The 17784-nt window shown below is 33.4% G+C and carries 16 protein-coding genes and 1 riboswitch; of the genes, 2 read left to right on the top strand and 14 right to left on the bottom strand.

Annotation, left to right across the window (positions count from 1 at the left end; translation table 11 throughout):
• Positions 1-170: 170 nt before the first annotated feature.
• Genes DM397_RS23830 through DM397_RS18795 form a run of 3 tightly spaced genes read right to left on the bottom strand, consistent with a single transcriptional unit; the run spans position 171 to position 2443 of the window.
• A complete protein-coding gene (locus DM397_RS23830) occupies positions 171-344 on the bottom strand; it encodes a hypothetical protein (protein WP_162615502.1) in 174 nt (57 codons plus the stop codon).
• 13 nt (positions 345-357) lie between these two features.
• A complete protein-coding gene (locus DM397_RS18800) occupies positions 358-867 on the bottom strand; it encodes a hypothetical protein (RefSeq protein WP_111379005.1) in 510 nt (169 codons plus the stop codon).
• Between the two features lie 4 nt (positions 868-871).
• Positions 872-2443 (bottom strand): AAA family ATPase, encoded by a 1572-nt coding sequence (locus tag DM397_RS18795; protein ID WP_111379004.1) that lies wholly within the window; start codon positions 2441-2443, stop codon positions 872-874.
• Positions 2444-3264: 821 nt separating this feature from the next.
• Here DM397_RS18795 and DM397_RS18790 point away from each other — a divergent pair.
• Together DM397_RS18790 and DM397_RS18785 are read left to right on the top strand one after the other, a co-directional pair.
• Entirely contained in the window at positions 3265-3552 is a 288-nt protein-coding gene (locus DM397_RS18790) for a hypothetical protein (protein ID WP_142479095.1), read from the top strand.
• Positions 3553-3563: 11 nt separating this feature from the next.
• Positions 3564-4028 (top strand): hypothetical protein, encoded by a 465-nt coding sequence (locus DM397_RS18785; RefSeq protein ID WP_111379002.1) that lies wholly within the window; start codon positions 3564-3566, stop codon positions 4026-4028.
• 12 nt (positions 4029-4040) lie between these two features.
• Here the strand turns inward: DM397_RS18785 and DM397_RS18780 are convergent, their stop codons facing one another.
• The 11 genes from DM397_RS18780 to DM397_RS18730 all read right to left on the bottom strand — a co-directional run bounded on the left by DM397_RS18780 (position 4041) and on the right by DM397_RS18730 (position 17782).
• Positions 4041-5219, bottom strand: a complete 1179-nt coding sequence (locus DM397_RS18780) for an MFS transporter (protein WP_111379001.1) — start codon at positions 5217-5219, stop codon at positions 4041-4043.
• Between the two features lie 46 nt (positions 5220-5265).
• Positions 5266-6486, bottom strand: coding sequence for a DUF763 domain-containing protein (locus DM397_RS18775; protein WP_111379000.1), 1221 nt, complete (start codon positions 6484-6486; stop codon positions 5266-5268).
• 156 nt (positions 6487-6642) lie between these two features.
• Positions 6643-7734: an AI-2E family transporter gene (locus DM397_RS18770; protein WP_111378999.1), complete on the bottom strand. Its 1092-nt coding sequence runs from the start codon at positions 7732-7734 to the stop codon at positions 6643-6645.
• A 210-nt stretch (positions 7735-7944) separates the two neighbouring features.
• On the bottom strand, positions 7945-8640 hold the full coding sequence (locus tag DM397_RS18765) for an ion channel (protein ID WP_142479094.1): 696 nt from the start codon (positions 8638-8640) through the stop codon (positions 7945-7947).
• Between the two features lie 201 nt (positions 8641-8841).
• Positions 8842-10410, bottom strand: coding sequence for an efflux MFS transporter permease (locus DM397_RS18760; protein ID WP_111378997.1), 1569 nt, complete (start codon positions 10408-10410; stop codon positions 8842-8844).
• A gap of 3 nt (positions 10411-10413) precedes the next feature.
• Positions 10414-11478, bottom strand: coding sequence for an HlyD family secretion protein (locus DM397_RS18755; protein ID WP_111378996.1), 1065 nt, complete (start codon positions 11476-11478; stop codon positions 10414-10416).
• 11 nt (positions 11479-11489) lie between these two features.
• Entirely contained in the window at positions 11490-12794 is a 1305-nt protein-coding gene (locus DM397_RS18750; protein WP_162615501.1) for a TolC family protein, read from the bottom strand.
• 364 nt (positions 12795-13158) lie between these two features.
• Positions 13159-13635: a cupin domain-containing protein gene (locus DM397_RS18745; RefSeq protein WP_111378994.1), complete on the bottom strand. Its 477-nt coding sequence runs from the start codon at positions 13633-13635 to the stop codon at positions 13159-13161.
• Positions 13636-14118: 483 nt separating this feature from the next.
• The gene (locus tag DM397_RS18740; protein WP_111378993.1) at positions 14119-15591 is read right to left on the bottom strand and encodes an aminotransferase class V-fold PLP-dependent enzyme; all 1473 of its coding nucleotides are present in this window, start codon (positions 15589-15591) and stop codon (positions 14119-14121) included.
• Positions 15592-15779: 188 nt separating this feature from the next.
• Positions 15780-16769, bottom strand: a complete 990-nt coding sequence (locus tag DM397_RS18735; RefSeq protein ID WP_111378992.1) for a TlpA disulfide reductase family protein — start codon at positions 16767-16769, stop codon at positions 15780-15782.
• 241 nt (positions 16770-17010) lie between these two features.
• A riboswitch (SAM riboswitch) is annotated at positions 17011-17111 on the bottom strand.
• A gap of 221 nt (positions 17112-17332) precedes the next feature.
• Positions 17333-17782: a response regulator gene (locus DM397_RS18730; RefSeq protein ID WP_111378991.1), complete on the bottom strand. Its 450-nt coding sequence runs from the start codon at positions 17780-17782 to the stop codon at positions 17333-17335.
• Positions 17783-17784: the final 2 nt, after the last annotated feature.

Here is a 17784-nt window from a genome sequence, read left to right as displayed (position 1 = left end):
CTTTACAGCCTGATGTTTTAAGTTCGATTTTTTCATGAGGAATCCTTAGTCTGTTTAAAACAAACAGTCTAAAAGCAGTTTTATTAGAGATATAATCGGGACTGAATAATGATTTGAAGTCCGCTTAAGGATGTAGTTTTTTTTCAAATCAGGATCACTATTTTTTTATATCATTTAAGAAAATGATCATAAACATACGATGCCACGATTGCAGATAAAGTTGCGACAATAAAACTTATAATTGCGCTTTCTTTTCTGTACGGATTTTTAGAAACTTTATTTGTAGAATTATTAATTGAACTATTATTATCTGCTACTTGTGAATTCAATATTTTTTTTTCCATTATTTATCTTTTTTTACTTCGAATTTTGTGAATCAGTGATATTGGAGTTTCCCATAGCAACCTGAGATTTGACGATATTTAAAATATTATCACACTTAATATTTAATTGTATTGATGCTTCATCGCGATCAAAAACATTTATATCGACTTCTTCAAAAACTATAGCTTTACCAGTTAATTGATGTTTCTTAATATTTTGTACGGAATAAACGATTAGATTATTAAAACCCTTTGTCTCTTTACATAATTTTATAAATTTTGTTTCAAGGCAATTTATTGAACTTAAATCTATATCAACCTTCTCGAAAGAAGATGGGGTATATGACATTAAGTCAAGCCACGTTTTAATTATTTCACCGTTTTTCGGAATAGATTTATATATCTGTAATATCTCTCCATTAATATCTTTTGACACTTTAAATGAATTTTTCTTATTAGAGAAAACAAATAATATATCCGATAGATAAGATAAATCTTCGTGTGTATTTGATAAAAAATCTTCAGAAATTGTAAATATTGCCATGTTACTAATTTTGATTTTGCAAAAAAACTACAGTGTCATCATATAACTCTCCTCCATAGAAATCAACTGGCCACTCAAAAAAACCTTTCTTTTCGATCTTAAGGTTTGTAATTTCCGCTCCTTCTTCTGGAGTTTGAGGAGTGAAAAGACAAATTGAGACATCATTTGCATCTATCATGCCTTCAGCTATTCGCCGTCTTAATCTTTTTAATAAATATTCACTATGGGTTTCAATAATTAGTTTTTTATCTTTCGAGTTCTTTATCATGTCAATAAACAAATCTGCCATCTCGGCTTGCATTTTGGGATGTAAATGAATTTCGGGTTGTTCTATAATCGTAGTTGAGCCATTGTCTGATAAAAAACCCTGAATAATTACAGGAAGAACTTGAGAAATTCCGAATCCCACATCCGTAATATCCAAACTTAGCTCATTTTGTTTAACTTTAAGATGATGAACTACTTCTTTAAATTCTTCAACATTTACTGATAGATTAAAATTTTCAAGCCAATTGTTTACGCGACGTTTTAAAATTGAATTGTCTTTTAAAACGTCTGCTATCGCATCACCATCTAAAGTGTCCAATGTCAAATTCACTTTTGCCTTATCAAGCATATAGTACCTTTTCGGATGTGCTCGTAATGGACTAACATAATTTATCTTTTGTTCAGAAAACTCATCTTTTAATCGATTTAAACTAGAAGTTATTATAGTTAAAACCATAGAAGAGACGGTGGATATTTCAATTTTAGATTTTTGTATAATAAATGAATTAAAAATGGTATTATTTATATCAAAAAAACTTAATACTTCATTATTTTCTTTATTTGAAAAATTAAAAAAATCTGATTTAAAAATTTCCTCTGATCTAAGATTAAAAGAAATGATTAAATGTAAACCGTGTCTTACTTGTAATTCTTTAAGCAGTAATTTATTCTTTTCAAGTTTTATCGTAAATTCATAAGAAAAGATATCATCTTTAATTGCCGAAGAAAGCTTTTCTAGGCAATCATATATTGCCATTAAACTAGGTTTATTCTTTATGTTTACCTCGTTAACATTTAAAGTAGTTTTGTTGCTAAACAGCCATTTCACTTCCTTAACATATTCAATTGCTTTTGTGTCTTTATCCAAAACTTTAATAAATGCATCAATAAAAGACTCATAATCTTTGCGAGTTCTAATCTGTTTATTACGTAAGTCCATAAACGCTTTTATCGGGACATATCTTGCGATGCTTGAAATACTATTTAAATAATCGAATAGTAAATCATTTTTTAGCAAATCATGTAATTCTTTACTTTTGATATCAAAACCAAATTTCAAAGGACTAGTCGTTTTTTGCTTTCTAAACAAATTTTTCGAATCTCCTAAATTTACGTAGCCACCATACAATTTTAAGGCGGATCTGTAACTTTTAAGATCTTCTTTTGCAGTCTGTTGAAGCAACAGTAATAACTGTATTATTGAGCTCTTACCCACACTGTTCGCTCCTAACAAAATTGTTATGGGACTTAAATTAATTTCAGCTTTTTCAAAAGCTTTATAATTCTCAACACTCAGCTTTCGTAACATTACTTTTTATCTTTTAAATAATTTAGTAAAAAAAAATATGGCCTATTATTTCCTTTTATATAAGAACTGTTAAAGGAAATATTATAATATTTGTTTCCGTAAAATAAACTATTTGGATTTGAGAAAAAGCAAGTAAAAATACCTGTTTTTTATTTTCTTTATTCGATTGTTATTTTTTTTGCAACTTATAATTCAAAAAATATTATGCTGGTGTCATGTCAAAATATGGACTTGATATCTTTCTTGCCACAAAAAGTTAAGGAGAATTTTAAAGATCATTCATGTCTCTACAAAAGAAACTTTGTGAAAATTAATCAAAGAAGTAAAATTCATCCATCTTTTTATCTCCAATCTTCAATTACATTTAGTAAAAACCCGATTGAAGAAAAGAAGTAATGCAAAATACAAAAGCTTAATTTCATTGAACTTTAAGGTATTCAATTGTCGAACACCTTACCCTATTCTTATGGAGCATCTCTTAATAAAAAAGTAGTTTTCTCAAAAAAATATTCAAAATATAAAATGAGTATAAATTCTAACACAATATCTTTTAGAATAAGACATCAGAGCTTTTTCTCAATTTTATCAATAAACATTAATATAGGAATTAGGTGTTCGATTGTAATCCCGTCAAGTCCACAAAAAGGCGGAAAAACATATTGTTTTTTCCGCCTTTTTTTATAACTTAATATCGTGTTAGATGAAAATTTGACAACACTCTAAAAAAATTATATAAAACAGCAAGTGCCCCAAGGCTGTAATTTTAGAATAATCTAATTGAAGAATTAGATATGATTATTCATTTTTTAAAACTGATTAATATGAGATCTAAAAATTACACACTTAACGGATTTACTTCTGAAATGAATTTTCACGAAGAAAAACAACTTTTAAATTATGATGATTATCAGGATGGCGATTATAACAATAGGCTAAAAGCTTCTAATCACTATAATCTAGAACTTGGAGAATTGGAAGATAATCTTGAATATGATTTTCATTCAGAGTATGATGAAAATGACTGGGAGGAAGAAGATTCAAATGAAAATCTTGCTGGAGAATATGATAAGAATGAAGAAAGACCGGGAAGTTTTGAAATGTTAAGCTAAAAAAAATTGCTATGAAAAATTTGTCTGTACTTCTAATTTCAATTTTCTTTTTTTCATGCCAGCAAAAGGAAAACAATAAAACTGCTCCTAACTCGCCGGCGCCTGTTGTTCAAAAAGAAAAAAAGCAGGAAAATACACAAATAGGCGACACTATTGCTATGAATTTTAAGAATGAAAAAAATGTGTTTCTCGCTGAAGGCCATTTAGATTCTCTAAATTCAAAAGTTTATGTCCAATTCAAAAATGAGGATTTGGGTAAATTAAATGCTCAAATAATTCTAGATGCAGGAAAAGGAAACATCCGTTTTAATCAAATTATTTTTCCAGATAAAACTGCAGACGGTCCTTTTGGGATGGACATGAAAATTCCGCTTCAACAAAAAGGAACTCACGTTTTAATAATCGGACATTCTTTAATGGCCGATAATCCTTATTATGGCAATTTTAAAGTGCAATTAAATATTCAGAAAGAATAAAGCGCAAGAAAATTACGCTTTAATTCTCCTTTTATTTCTTGCCCAATACGTAAGATACACAATTCCAAGAATTAACACCAGTATATCAAACCTAATGATTTGTGGTATACGGTCAATTTGATCGTTATAATAAGTTCCTCCTAAAAGAGCGCCTAAACCGATTCCGAGTTCCATCGAAATATACATCGTTGCCACCGCTTTTCCTCTATGTTCAGGATTACTCATGTCAATAGTCCATGCGCTAATTGCTGGCGACAAAATACCGGTACCGATTCCGTAAATTCCAGCTCCAATTAATAACATCTGAATGTCTCTTCCTGCACTTATTACAAAAAGAGCGATTGAAGTTATGATTAATCCCGCCATGATAACTTTTGGTCTTCCATGTCTATCGGAAACTTTTCCTGCACCAAAACGAACCATAACCGAAGCAACCGTGAAAGCCGTAAAAAATAATCCTTTATTTGTTGCGCCCAAATGTTCGCTCCAATCTGGAATTAAAGTTAAAATAAGTCCGAATGCGGTGTAGGAAAGAAAAGTGATAATTCCTGCTGGAAACACATTTCTATCTACAATATCATTTTTTCCTATAATGAACATTGACCAGTTCAATTTTTCTTTTGTCGCAAGAGTTTCCTTCATATTCATTACAATAATAATTGAAAAGAAGGCTAAAAAAGAAGAAGTGTAAAACATCACATTGATTCCGTACGAATTCACAATCATACTGCCCAATGCTGGCCCCAATGCTCCTCCGATACTAAAACATAATCCGTGCATTCCGAGCGCTTCTCCCCATCTGTGCTGCGGAATAATATCTGCCACATAAGCCGATGTTGATGTAGGTTTAAATCCTGTTGAAAAACCGTGAACCAATCGCAACAGCAGAAATCCTGAAACAGAACTCAAAATAGGATACAAAAATCCGCATACCACACAAACCGAAGAACCTATTGCCATAACAGGGACGCGTCCCCATTTATCGGTAAGCTTACCGCTAAACGGGCGCGAAATTGCAGCCGTCAATGTAAATAATGAAATGATAAGTCCTTTGTATTCTGCTCCTCCTAGACTGCTTAAGTAATTTGGAAGTTCAGGTATCATCATGTTAAAACTTGATGAAAATAATAAGGAACTCAAACAAAGTAAAATGAATTGTAAGGTATAAATTGATTTTTCGTTTTGTGACATTATTGGATTTTTATATAACTAAAGGCTGATAGAAAATTATGATTCTTTAAAATAATTCCAGCTGATTGTTTGGGTTTACAGGTTTCTTTTTAGGAGGTTTTGCATCGCCAAAAACAGTTCTTCCTCCATATTTATAAGATTCCTCTCTTTCTCTTTGAACAAGCGCATCAAAATTAGAATTTGGCGTAAAACTTTCTTCTGCTTTCCTTGAAATCTCAGATAGTTTCTGAATGGCACTTAGTTTATCGCTATTTCCAATTTTAGCACGATTAATAGCTCTTTGCAGCGTATTGATAGTTTCATCGTAGATTTTAACGGGAACAGGAAACGGATGTCCGTCTTTTCCTCCATGAGCAAATGAAAAGCGGGCTGGATCTTCAAAACGTGTTGGTGTTCCATAAATGATTTCGCTTACCAAAGCCAAAGACTGCAAAGCTCTTGGCCCCATTCCTTTTAAAAGCAATAATTCTTCAAAATCTTCGGGCTTGTTTTCGTGAGTAGCCCAAAGCATGGCGCCCAGTCTTTTCATGTTCACATCTTCCATTCTCACATCGTGATGCGCGGGCATAGAAAGATGCTGCATTTCTTTTATAATTTTAACTGGAGATTCTTTTACCAATTCTAAAATGCCTTCTCGAGATTTTGTGGCAGCATTTGCCGTAAGATTTAAAATTGCGCCTTGATTTTCGCCATAAATAAAAGTGTGAGGTTCATTAATAAAAGACTTTAAATCTTGCGAATGCCAATGATATCTTCTGGCAGTTCTAGAATTCGGGTTCATTCCCTGCTGGATAACCGCCCACTGCCCTTTATTATCGACAATAAAATTATGCTGATACAATTGAAATCCGTCTTGAATGGCGGTATTGTCCACTTTGGCAGTAAGTCGGCTGCAGCTGGCTAGATTAATTCCATCAAGACCTGTTTTTTCTCCGACAAATAAAAGTTCCTGCGGCGTTGCCATAGAATGTTTTCCTTTGCCTCCGCAGATATAAATTCCAAGTTCTTTCGAATGCGGATTAACCGATTTTTTTAATGCTCCAAGCACCGAAGTTGTAATTCCAGACGAGTGCCAATCCATTCCCATAACAGCACCAAAACTCTGAAACCAAAACGGATTGCTCAATTTACTTATAACCTCAGCAGTCGAAAATTCCATTGCAATCGTTTCTACAATGGCAAGACCAAGTTTAGACATTCGCTCAGCAAGCCATAATGGAACATGCCCATAATGTAAAGGAAGATCTGCTGTACCGGAACGTTTCATTTGCTGGAATTAGAATCCTGCAAAAATACTTCTTTTAATTGTGAATTATAAATTGTGAATTGTTAATTCAAGTGTAAAAATTTAGGGTGTGAAATGTAAGATGTGAAAAGCAAAAAACCACTTGCATAACACAATTAACAATTTATAATTTACAATTTAAACCCTCTCAATATCTTCTTCTGGTTCTGCAACAGGTTCCGCATTATCATCCAACCATGCTACAAACAATTTATATCCTATTGAAAATACAATAGGCCCAACAAATAACCCGATGAAACCTGACATGATGAAACCGCCAATCACACCTAAAAAAATCACAAGCATAGGTACAAGAGCTCCTTTTCCTAATAATAAAGGTTTTAATACATTGTCAGACAATCCGCTGATGATAAAAAATATCGTCCAAAAAACGGCGTGACCAGAATCTCCAGTTGAGAAAAGATAAATGATCACTCCGATATTAATTATAATTGGTCCAATCTGTAAAATAGAAAATATCAAACAAATCAAAGTCAATATTCCTGCGTACGGAATATCAGCCCAAAATAAGCCGATAGCTTGAATAATGGTCTGAATAACAGCAACTCCCAAAATTCCTTTAACCACTTGGTAAATAGTTGAAACCGAAATCGTCATAATTTCTTCAGCTTCATTTCCTGCAATTTTTTTCAGGAATTTCATAAAGAAAGTTTTCCCTCCTGGTGATACCAATAAAACTCCTGCAATAATAACCGAAAGTATAAATTGCAAAAATGCTGCACCAGAACTCAAAATACTTGCCATAATTTTAGAAGACAATTCTTTTATCTGATCTTGATATTTAACAACGCCTTGTTCTAAATCTGTTGACATTGAAAGTAAAAACTCATAGAGCGGTTTACCTATTATGGGCCATTCTTTTATAGAAGCACCTGGCGGACTAATTTTAAGTGTTCCTGCTTCAAAACTATTTTTCAGTTCTAAAAAATTTCCCGTTGCCGCTTTCAAAAAATAAATTAAAGGCAGCACCATAATGGCAATAATCAATATAGTAATAACAACCGATGCTAATGCTTTTCTTCCTTTTAATATTTTCTGTAATGAATTAAATATCGGATAAAAAACGACAGAAAGTATTACCGCCCAAAGAATAGGCATAAAAAAAGGCAACAGTAATTTAAGGCAAAATCCCACAAGCAGGAAAATGAAAAATAATTGCAAAATAGTATCGAAAAGTTCTTTCTTTTTATTCGAATTGATTGTTTTCATGGTTATTGTTTTTTAATGGTGAGTTGTTAATGGTAAATGGTAAATTGTTAATGGTAAATTGTTAATGGTAAATTGTTAATGGTAAATTGTTAATGGTAAATTGTGAATTGTGAATTGTGAATTGTGAATGATTTCTTTAAATCCTTACTCTTGCTTCTCTAATCTTGCTTCTTTATACTCTAATCTTGGTTCTTGCCTCTTGATTCTTCTTTACTTCCCAGTCTTATTAATAGAAAAATTGGCATCTGAAACCAGCCTTCCAATCAAGATTATAGGATATAAAACTCCTGTAAGCACCTCAATCTGAACCAGAGAGCGAGCCAAAGGGTGAAGAGGCGCTATTTCGCCAAAACCTGTTGATGTGATACAGATATAACTGAAATACATAAAACTAGCCAGATCGCTATTGCTTGTAAACTTTGATTCTGTTATTTGAAAAGAACCATCAATATGCTGAAAAAGAAATAAATAAAGCGTAGACCAAAAATGAACCAAAAGCATATACACGACAATTGAGCCCACAATGCGATAAGTAGTTACAGGACCAGGCTCTAAAACTTTTATTAGGACCAAAGTGATCAAAAGCAGCATAATGGCAACCGAGAGAATTAGATCGGCAAAGAGGATAAAAATATTATGTTCAAAATAATTAATCCATTGTGTAATAATAAATAAAAAAGGAATTATAGAAATGAGAAAAGCTTGCTTTTTATGTTTTGATAAAGCTATAATTCCAGCGAAAAGAAATAGTATCCAAAATATATTAACTGCTGTCATAAAACTCGTATAACTGCCAAAAAACGGAATGACAATAAAATGCATGATAAACAAGAGTATCAGCATACCACTGAGTCCTTTCTCTTGAGTCCAAATACGATATAAAAAACGGTCTTTTTGTGCTATCATAATATAAATTCCAAATATTAAATTCCAAATCCCAATCCTAAAGCCTAAAAACAAATTCCAAAAACTAAATCCCAAATTCCAATCTTGAAGCCTAAAAACAAATTCCAAAAACTAAATCCCAAATTCCAATCCCGAAACCTCAGGAAAAGTTCTATATTCTATATTCTTTACTCTTGCTTCTTGCTTCTTTAATCTCCACCCTCAAATCGGTATCGGCTCTACTTCTACTCTTCCTATTGGTCTGCGCCAAAGTTTGAAAAGCAGAATAATGAAAATGGGCAGAAAACAAACTGCCGACATTACGAGATAAATATCTTTATAGGCCAATAACATAGAAGTCTGAGAGGTCTGATTAGAAAGGCTCTTTTCAGCTTTTTTCTGCGCTTCGGCATCTGATAATCCCATATATAAAAATTGCCTTTTTGAGTTTTCCAGCTGCTGTTCGGCTTGTTTATTTATTGGACTCAACTGCTGACTTAAACCTGTTTTATGCTGTACATTCATATTCGAAATAAAAGTTCCTAAAACAGCGCCTCCGAGTAAAGAAGCAAAAACAGCCTGAGCGATAATTCCAGTCATCATGCGTGATGTACTCAAATTTGGAGGAATTCCTTCTGATATATATAAGAGCGAAACTGGAAACAGAAACCCCATTCCTAAACCTTTAAAAATTAAAGGCAAATAAAAATCAGATGCATCGATTCCTGGATAGAATCTGAAAAAAAGTATAATATGATACATTCCGTAGCAAGCGAAACCAATTACCCAAATCGTAGCCAGATAAATTCGTTTGAATAAAAGATAAGTCGAAAGCGGAATCGAGATGCATAATCCAATTAAAAGCGAAAGATGTGTTACTGCTCCCAAAACAGGATCAAAACCTAAAATATTGGTCATATATCCTGTTACGACACTTCCTGTTCCATTTATTAATCCGATATAAAACATCAAAAATGCCCCCGGAATGACATTCTTAAATTTGTAAACATCTGGATTAATTAAAGGTTCTGCGGTAAAGCGAACATGAAGCAAATAGATTCCTGCCACTATAAATAAAACTGCAGAAGCCAGCGTTATTTTAGGATCACTGAACCAATTTCTAGTTTGTCCTTCGGCACATAAAAAGAGAATAATGGTAAAAAACAAAATCAGGATAATCCAACCTCTCCAATCAAATTGAAATTTAGTTTTTAGAGGCGCCACATCAGCTTTATAAAAATACCAAGCCAGAACAATACAAATTAAAAAATTGACATTCAGGAAATAAATTCCAAACGTCCAGTTATGAAAACTCACAAAATGTGCTCCTAAATATTGATACAAATGCTGACTCCCTTTTTGTATAAACTGAAAAATTCCGTACATCAAAGCCATATTAAGAGCAGGATTGTACTTTAATAAAATAGGCACCATCGAAGCAAATATTCCGATAATAGAAACTATTGCCAAAAGAGAACGGCATAAAACAAACCAAGCGATCGTTGGCGCAAATAATGAAGCCGTGTTGAAAAGCAGAGACAAAAATGAAACGGATAAGATCATAGTACGAACCTTAATCTGTTTTCCCAGTTTTAGTCCTAGAGGCAAAAAAGCAAGCATTGCAAAAATGGGAATGTAAACCGCGTAACTAAAAGCAGTTGTAGAAGGTCCAAAATGTCCTAATATTTGCGAATTATCGTAAGTCGTAACATTCAATCCATTAAAAAAAGGAATCGTCAGGATATACAATCCTGTCAGTGTAAAAAGGCTCCTTTTTTTTCCTGCAAACATCTCTTATTTTTTTACTTCAACAGTTACATTCATTCCTGGTCTTACTTCTTGAAGCTCTTTAGTCGGAGTTTCAAATTCAATTTTAACTGGAATTCGCTGGGTGATTTTAACAAAATTTCCAGTCGAATTATCAGGCTCAACCATCGAGAATTTGGCTCCAGTCGCAGGAGAAAAACCAGCAACTTTTCCTTTAAATTCTTTTCCATCCAAAGCATCAATCGTAATGGTCACTTCTTGTCCTTGTTTTATTTTCTCGATTTGAGTTTCTTTGAAATTGGCCGAAATCCATAATTTTTCTGTCAGAACCATAGTAGCAATGGTTTGGTTGGCATTGACTAATTCTCCAATAGACAAATTTCTTTCGCCAACAAAACCATCTGCTGGCGCCATTATAGCCGTGTAAGACAACTGTAATTTTGCCGCGTCAAGATCTGCTTTTTTTCTGTCGACGGTTGCTGTGGCAGCTTCCAAATTAATCGAACTCTGTTTGGTAATCGAACTGCTTGCATCCAAACCTTTTCTGCCTGCTTTAACATAAGCTTCTTCCGATTTTAATTTAGAAATAACCTGATCATACTGATTTCGCGTCACAGCCGAATCGGCATACATGTTTTTGAAACGCTGATAATCTTTTTGTGCTTTTTCTAAACTCGCCAAATCTCCAGCCAGCTTTTCTTTCCCCGAAGCCTGATTAGAAACTGAAGTCGTTATATTTTGCTGTAGCGAATGCAGATTTCCTTCGGCTATAGCCAAATCTGCTTCGGCCTGTTTGACTTTAATAATGTATTCTTCGTCATCTAAAACAACCAATGTATCTCCCTTTTTCACCTGCTGGTTGGATTCAAATTTTATTTCTTTAATATGGCCAGTCGCACGCGCCGCAATATTATTTATGTAAGCTTCAACTTGCGCATTATTGGTGGTTTCATAGGAACTGAAATCAAAGAACAAACTTAAAATCCACAATCCTCCTGCAATTAAAAAAACAAAAGACAGTACCGTGAGAATTGTGTTTCTCTTTTTTTCATTTTTCTGAACTGCTCCATTTTGTGTATCTGCTTCGCTCATAACAAGAAGTTTTAAAGTTTGCCCATTGCATATTGAAGTGAGTAATATTGAATGATTAAATCTAAATTGGCGTTTACAAGTGAAATTCTAGAATTGTTTAATTGCAACTCAGCATCTACAATCTCGCTGATTAAAGCAAAATCGTTATCATATCGGCTTTTTACAATTTTATAATTGCTCATTGACAGCTCTACATCTTTTTTATAGGTTTTAATATTTTCTTTGCTTTCTACATATCTCACGTACGCATTTTTAACTTCGGTAGTAATCTGATCTTTGGTCACTTCTAGAGCTATATTGCTTTTATCGATTTCTAATTTATCGCTACCTATGCGGTGTTTCAGGTTATAAAAACTCGAAAGATCCCAATTCAAAGAAAGTCCTGCCGCCCAATAATTGAGGATATTAACATAATTGGGCCACTGCGCCGGATATTCGGTATTCAAAATTAAGTTTGCATTTAAGCTCGGTTTAAATCCGCTTTTGGTGAGACTTAATGAAGATTCTGATAACTTGATTCTTATATCTGCCCGTTTCATCTCTTCCCTATTCAGAAATGCTTCTTCTAAACTTTCCTGCAGATTCATATTTTCTGTCGGAATCATACTTTCTGCCACTTCGGGTTTCAGAATTGTATTAGTCGGAAATCCGATTAATATATCCAGATAATTACTGATGAGCTGAATCGTATTGGTGCTTCTAAAAACCGAAACCTTAAAATTAGACTGCTGCAACTCGGTTCTCAAAAGATCACTCGTAAGATTCTGACCATTTTTCACACGTGATTTTAACTGATTTATTCGGATATCGGTATTGATAATATTCTGTTTCGTAACCTCAATCTGACGGTATAATTTCTCAAGTGTAAAATATTGTTCTGTAATGGCATTTTTGACGTCGGCTTCGGTCATTTTTACAGCCGATTCCTGCATCTCACTAATTAATTCCTGCTGATTGATTCTGGTATTAATGGCATTTCCGGCGTAAATTGGGAGTGAAGAAATAATATTGGCAAAGGCCTGATGATCGTAATAATCTACGGTAACATTTCTAGCATAAAATCCTTCGTAAAGTTTAGGATCTCCGATATAATTGTAACCGCCGTTTAAACTTATTCTTGGCGCTTTTGCAATTTTAGCCTGACTGACATTTTCGTTGGCAATAGCCAAATCGGCATTTGCCAGTTTCAATTGCCGGTTATTTTTAATGCCTAATAAAATTGCCTCATCAAGTCTTATCTTTTTTGCAGATGCCAGACTACTGGTATCTTGCTGCGCAAAACTTAAATTACAGCAGTACAATAAGACAAAAGTCAAATATTTTAAATTTAAAACTCTAAATTGCCAATAATACATCCGATTATATTGATTTAATTTTTCATTTTTAGGAATCTGTAATCAATATTCTTCAACAACCTTTCGGTAAAACTTGAAATCTTTCTTTAAAAAAAAGCCACGGCGTAAACTCTGAAATTATTTTTTGCAATAATTATTCTGACAATAAATTTAAACAATTATTATTCAACACTTTATAGTACAAACACTTAAAATTGTTCCAATTTATAAATTGAAACAATTTTTAAGTGCCTCAAGACCAATTTTAAACAAAAAAAAATGCAACAATCAGCTGGATTATTGCATTTTTAGAAATAAATCAAAATGTAGTTATCGGCTTATAATTTTATTTTTCAGTTTTCTCAGCATCCAGTAAAACAGCCAATTGAATGCATGGCGAGTCTGATCTATTACTCCACGCATGATTGGTACCACGTTGAATTACAATATCTCCAGCTTTCAACAAAGTTTCTTCTTCGTCTACAATCAGGTAAATTTCACCAGAAATGATAATGATATAATCTAGAGTGTCGGTCTGATGCATTAAAGGATGCGGTTCTCCTTCTGTGACTATCACACCCAAATCTTTATCGGGCGGAATCTGAACATAACGAAAATAACTTCCGTTTTTTGGTGTATTCGGAAAAGCAGTATTCTCAATAACTTTTTCCTCAAATTTTGCGGGTGTTGAATCTGTCGACCAGATATCTGAAATAATGAGTCCAGGAAAATGTTCCGATACATTCGAAACGATTTCATCTTGCTCTATAATTGATTTTCCGTCTCGTAAGCCTGTTACGATTCTTCTTGGTATTGTTCTCATTCTTTATATTTATTTTGGTAAAAAACAATTCATTCCGCTAGGAATGTTTGCTTGGTAGAATCAAATTTCAACACACGTTTATACGTTCCTTAGGAACGTTTGATAAACGAGGCAAATCGTATCTCGCAACAGGTGTCCCTACAGGACACAACGCAAAACAATACCATTTTTTTTCTACCGATCAGATATTCCTACGGAATATTCCCCTATTGGAAACCTGACAGGTTTTTAAAACCTGTCAGGTTTAGAACTTAACTAACTATACTTAATCTAACTTAAACCATTCATTTACTTCTCTTGCGATGGTATCTTTAGTTTGATAAACGAGGTAAATCGTATCTCGCAACAGGTGTCCCTACAGGACACAACGCAAAACGATATCATTTTTTTTTCTACCGATGAGATATTCCTACGGAATATTACTCTTTTGGAAACCTGACAGGTTTTTAAAACCTGTCAGGTTTAGAACTTAACTAACTATACTTAATCTAACTTAAACCATTCATTTACTTCTCTTGCAATGGTATCTTTAATCTCGGGATTCTCAAATTCATTTGAAACCGAATTATATTCGTAATCTTTTTTCCATTTTTTATAATTCGAAGCTACTTTTTCAATCGCATCACAGATATAAAAAAGCTCTTCATTGGTTGTAATTGGATGCAGTGACAAGCGCACCCAACCTGGTTTATTGGTCTGATTTCGCTGCAATAATTCATTTGTAATTTCTGCCGATTTCTTTTCGTTGATATTAAACAGATAATGAGCATAAGTACTTGCACACGACCAGCCCCCGCGAACCTGAATCCCGAAACGGTCATTTAAAAGTCTTACGATCAAATTATAATGAATATCCTCAATTACAAACGAGACACAGCCAATGCGTTCTGTGGTTAAATCTCCTAAAATAGATAAGCCTTGTATTTTTTGAAGTCTCGAAAAACAAAGATCAAGCAACTCTTTTTCTCTTTCTCTGATTTTCTCCACGTTCATCTGCTCTTTCAATTCTAAAGCCAATGCCGTTCTAATAACTTGCAAAAACCCCGGAGTTCCGCCATCTTCCCTAACCTCTATTACATCACTGTAACAATATTTCCCTAACGGATTAGTCCATCTTACATTTCCTCCGCCTGGATTATCTGGAAAATCAGATTGATATAATTTTTCATTAAAAACTAGAATACCGCAAGTTCCGGGTCCGCCTAAAAATTTATGTGGCGAAAAGAAAATCGCATCCAATTGCTCTTCTGGATCTTTTGGATGCATGTCTATTTTGACATACGGCGCTGAGGCTGCAAAATCTACAAAACAAAGTCCGCCGTTTTGATGCATGATTTTGGCTAATTCGTGATAAGGCGTAATAATTCCAGTAACATTAGAACAAGCTGTAAACGAACCGATTTTTAAGCTTCTGTCTGCATATTTTTTGATTGCCGATGAAAGAGTTTTTGGGTCGACTAAATTATTTTCATCAGGTGGCAGAATAACCACTTCGGCATTTGTTTCATACCACGAAACCTGATTGGAATGGTGTTCCATGTGAGTAATAAAAACCACAGGTCTATCTTCTTCCGATTTGGTTCGAAGCGCCATAATACGCTGGAGTTTTGATAAAGCTGCTGTCATACCGCTTCCTGTGGTTACCAAAACATCCGATTCGTTGGCATTAACCGATTTTTTAATAATATCTCTCGCATGCTGATAGGCATAAGTCGAGGTTTTTCCTGTCTGACTTGAAAGCGAATGCGTATTGGCAATCATGGGACCAATTTTATTGAGCATTATATCTTCAATCGGCGCGTATAATCTTCCGCTGGCAACCCAGTCTGCGTAAACTAGATTTTGTTCTCCGTAAACCGATTCAAAAGTATGGTCAATTCCTATTGTATTTTCTCTAAATTTAGAAAAGTAACATTCAGGTTCTGTTGGTTTTGTTGTTGGCTCAATAGCATTCATATCCTTGTCATTTTAATTAATTAAATTTATTATTGATTGAATCTTTTTAAACACATAGAAACATAGATTATATTCTAAATAATAGGTATTTGAAAAAATCTAGATTTTCACACATAGCTATGTTTGTTAAAACAAATGAAATGCCTTTTTAGATAAAGAAAAACTATGTTACTATGTGTTTAAATAAATTAATTTGCCTGCCCTAAAAGTCTTTTTAATGTAGATTGCAACTCTTCTCCATGCAGGTTTTTCGCGACGATTATTCCTTTAGAATCCACCAAATAATTCCCTGGAATAGCTCTTACACCATATAATTTGGCAACGGCACTGTTCCAGAAAAGTAAGTCTGAAACGTGTGTCCAGGTTAAATTATCATCCTTGATTCCTTTAATCCAGTTTTCTTTCTTTTTATCTAAAGAAATCCCAACGATGTTAAATCCTTTCTCATGAAACTCTTTGTACGCCGCTACGATATTCGGATTCTCTTTTCGACAAGGACCACACCATGAAGCCCAAAAATCTACTAAAGTGTAGCCTTTCAAATTATCATAAAGGCGAACTGGCTTTCCATCAGGATCATTGGCTGTAAAATCTGGGGCTTTTTTACCTACTGCTAATCCGTCTAAAACAACAGCCAGTTCTTTTAATTCTTTCACGTAAGTGGTGTTTTGAAGACTTTTATCCAATAAAGCAATATTTTGTGTAATCTGCTCTGGCGTTAATCTATATGACCAGTTTCTGTACAATACATAAGCCGAAACAATAGATTTTGGGTTTTCTGTTATGAATTTGCTGATTTCAACATCTTTACTCTTTTTATAGGCTTCAAACAAATCCTGTGAAGCTGAACCTTCAACCACAGAGGCAGTATAATATTTCTTCGGACTTAGTTTTACCGTAATCGGGTCTTTTTCAAGAAAAACATACAATGGCGAACTTTCTGTATTGACGCTTAATCCGTATAAATCTGGTGTTTTTACTTTTGTTTTAAAACTAAAGTTTCCGTCTTTTACTTTTGCCGAATCAATCGTAGTAAACATTTTATTGTGAAACTTCTGCAAGTAAACGTATTGCGCCACAGTATCTGCAACAGTTCCTTTTAATTGTAAATTACTTTCCTGTGCCTGAGTTTGAACAACTCCAAGAAACAAAGCAAAAACTAATAGTATTTTTTTCATTTTATTTTTAATTTTTAAGATTAGACAAAAGGGGTTCTGGCCAATGAAAAAACCATCAGCAGACTGTATTTTAAAAAGAAAATCTAAGAGAGAATTGGTGTTTTTTACATTCGAAAAACGGCCAGACTATTTTCTTCGAAAATTATATTCAAAAGCTCATAACCGGCATATAAAATTGATTCTGTCTTCATTTTAATAATATTTAATTGGATGATCTTAAACAGATTTACGGATGAAATCTTTCTTATCTGCCCGCATTCTGCGGAAGGATTTAGCACCTTATTCGGCAACAGGTTGCTAAGACTTCAATGGGCCTATTCCCTCAGTCTTTCTGGATAAGTATCATTTTAAAATTTTTCTGATACAAATATATAGTAATTCTACCGAATTAATCAAGTTTAAATTTTGTTTTTTTCAAATTAATTAAAAAAGTGCTTTTTAACAACCAAATAAAACACTTATAATCAAAACATTAAAACAAAAACAAGTTTGTTTTGAAATTCTTATTTATAAAAGAAATTCATACGTTTTTTAGATTTTGAATCGAAATTCATTTATAAATTCTAAAGAAAAAGATGCAGATATTTATTCTTTTCCAGATTTAAAAGAGGCTCTTTGAATCCGTTTTCGAGATTTGAAGTAATTAATCCGAGGACTTGTTTTAGATCGTTAAAATTATTTGGCTTCACAAAATAACAGAATGCTCCAAGGTTCCCGGCTGCTTCCATATCATTTTTGTGCGAAGAAGTAGAAATCATAATTACCGGAATATCTTTAAAATTCTCTTCCGATTTTAATTGTTTCAAACATTCCCATCCATTCATAATAGGCATATTTAAATCTAAAAAAACGACACTTGGAATTTTATCTTGGTTTTTCAGCATTTTCAATGCTTTATCACCATTTTCTGCACAATGACAAACAATATTTTCATCTATATCAGCCAAGGCTTCGCAAAACATTTCTGCGTCATCTTGATCATCATCGGCTAATAATATTATTTTCTTACTCATGA

The sequence above is a fragment of the Flavobacterium nitrogenifigens genome, from assembly GCF_003254565.1.
Taxonomy (GTDB): Bacteria; Bacteroidota; Bacteroidia; order Flavobacteriales; family Flavobacteriaceae; genus Flavobacterium; species Flavobacterium nitrogenifigens.
This window is presented reverse-complemented; position numbering and strand designations above follow the sequence as displayed.

Bases quoted from the DNA above. Each gene is read 5' to 3' on its own strand.
- DM397_RS18770 (WP_111378999.1), bottom strand. From the start codon at position 7,734: ATGAAAACAATCAATTCGAATAAAAAGAAAGAACTTTTCGATACTATT.
- DM397_RS18800 (WP_111379005.1), bottom strand. From the start codon at position 867: ATGGCAATATTTACAATTTCTGAAGATTTTTTATCAAATACACACGAA.
- DM397_RS18790 (WP_142479095.1), top strand. From the start codon at position 3,265: ATGAGATCTAAAAATTACACACTTAACGGATTTACTTCTGAAATGAAT.
- DM397_RS18730 (WP_111378991.1), bottom strand. From the start codon at position 17,782: ATGAGTAAGAAAATAATATTATTAGCCGATGATGATCAAGATGACGCA.
- DM397_RS18740 (WP_111378993.1), bottom strand. From the start codon at position 15,591: ATGAATGCTATTGAGCCAACAACAAAACCAACAGAACCTGAATGTTAC.
- DM397_RS18775 (WP_111379000.1), bottom strand. From the start codon at position 6,486: ATGAAACGTTCCGGTACAGCAGATCTTCCTTTACATTATGGGCATGTT.
- DM397_RS18745 (WP_111378994.1), bottom strand. From the start codon at position 13,635: ATGAGAACAATACCAAGAAGAATCGTAACAGGCTTACGAGACGGAAAA.
- DM397_RS18780 (WP_111379001.1), bottom strand. From the start codon at position 5,219: ATGTCACAAAACGAAAAATCAATTTATACCTTACAATTCATTTTACTT.
- DM397_RS18765 (WP_142479094.1), bottom strand. From the start codon at position 8,640: ATGATAGCACAAAAAGACCGTTTTTTATATCGTATTTGGACTCAAGAG.
- DM397_RS18735 (WP_111378992.1), bottom strand. From the start codon at position 16,769: ATGAAAAAAATACTATTAGTTTTTGCTTTGTTTCTTGGAGTTGTTCAA.
- DM397_RS23830 (WP_162615502.1), bottom strand. From the start codon at position 344: ATGGAAAAAAAAATATTGAATTCACAAGTAGCAGATAATAATAGTTCA.
- DM397_RS18760 (WP_111378997.1), bottom strand. From the start codon at position 10,410: ATGTTTGCAGGAAAAAAAAGGAGCCTTTTTACACTGACAGGATTGTAT.
- DM397_RS18795 (WP_111379004.1), bottom strand. From the start codon at position 2,443: ATGTTACGAAAGCTGAGTGTTGAGAATTATAAAGCTTTTGAAAAAGCT.
- DM397_RS18755 (WP_111378996.1), bottom strand. From the start codon at position 11,478: ATGAGCGAAGCAGATACACAAAATGGAGCAGTTCAGAAAAATGAAAAA.
- DM397_RS18785 (WP_111379002.1), top strand. From the start codon at position 3,564: ATGAAAAATTTGTCTGTACTTCTAATTTCAATTTTCTTTTTTTCATGC.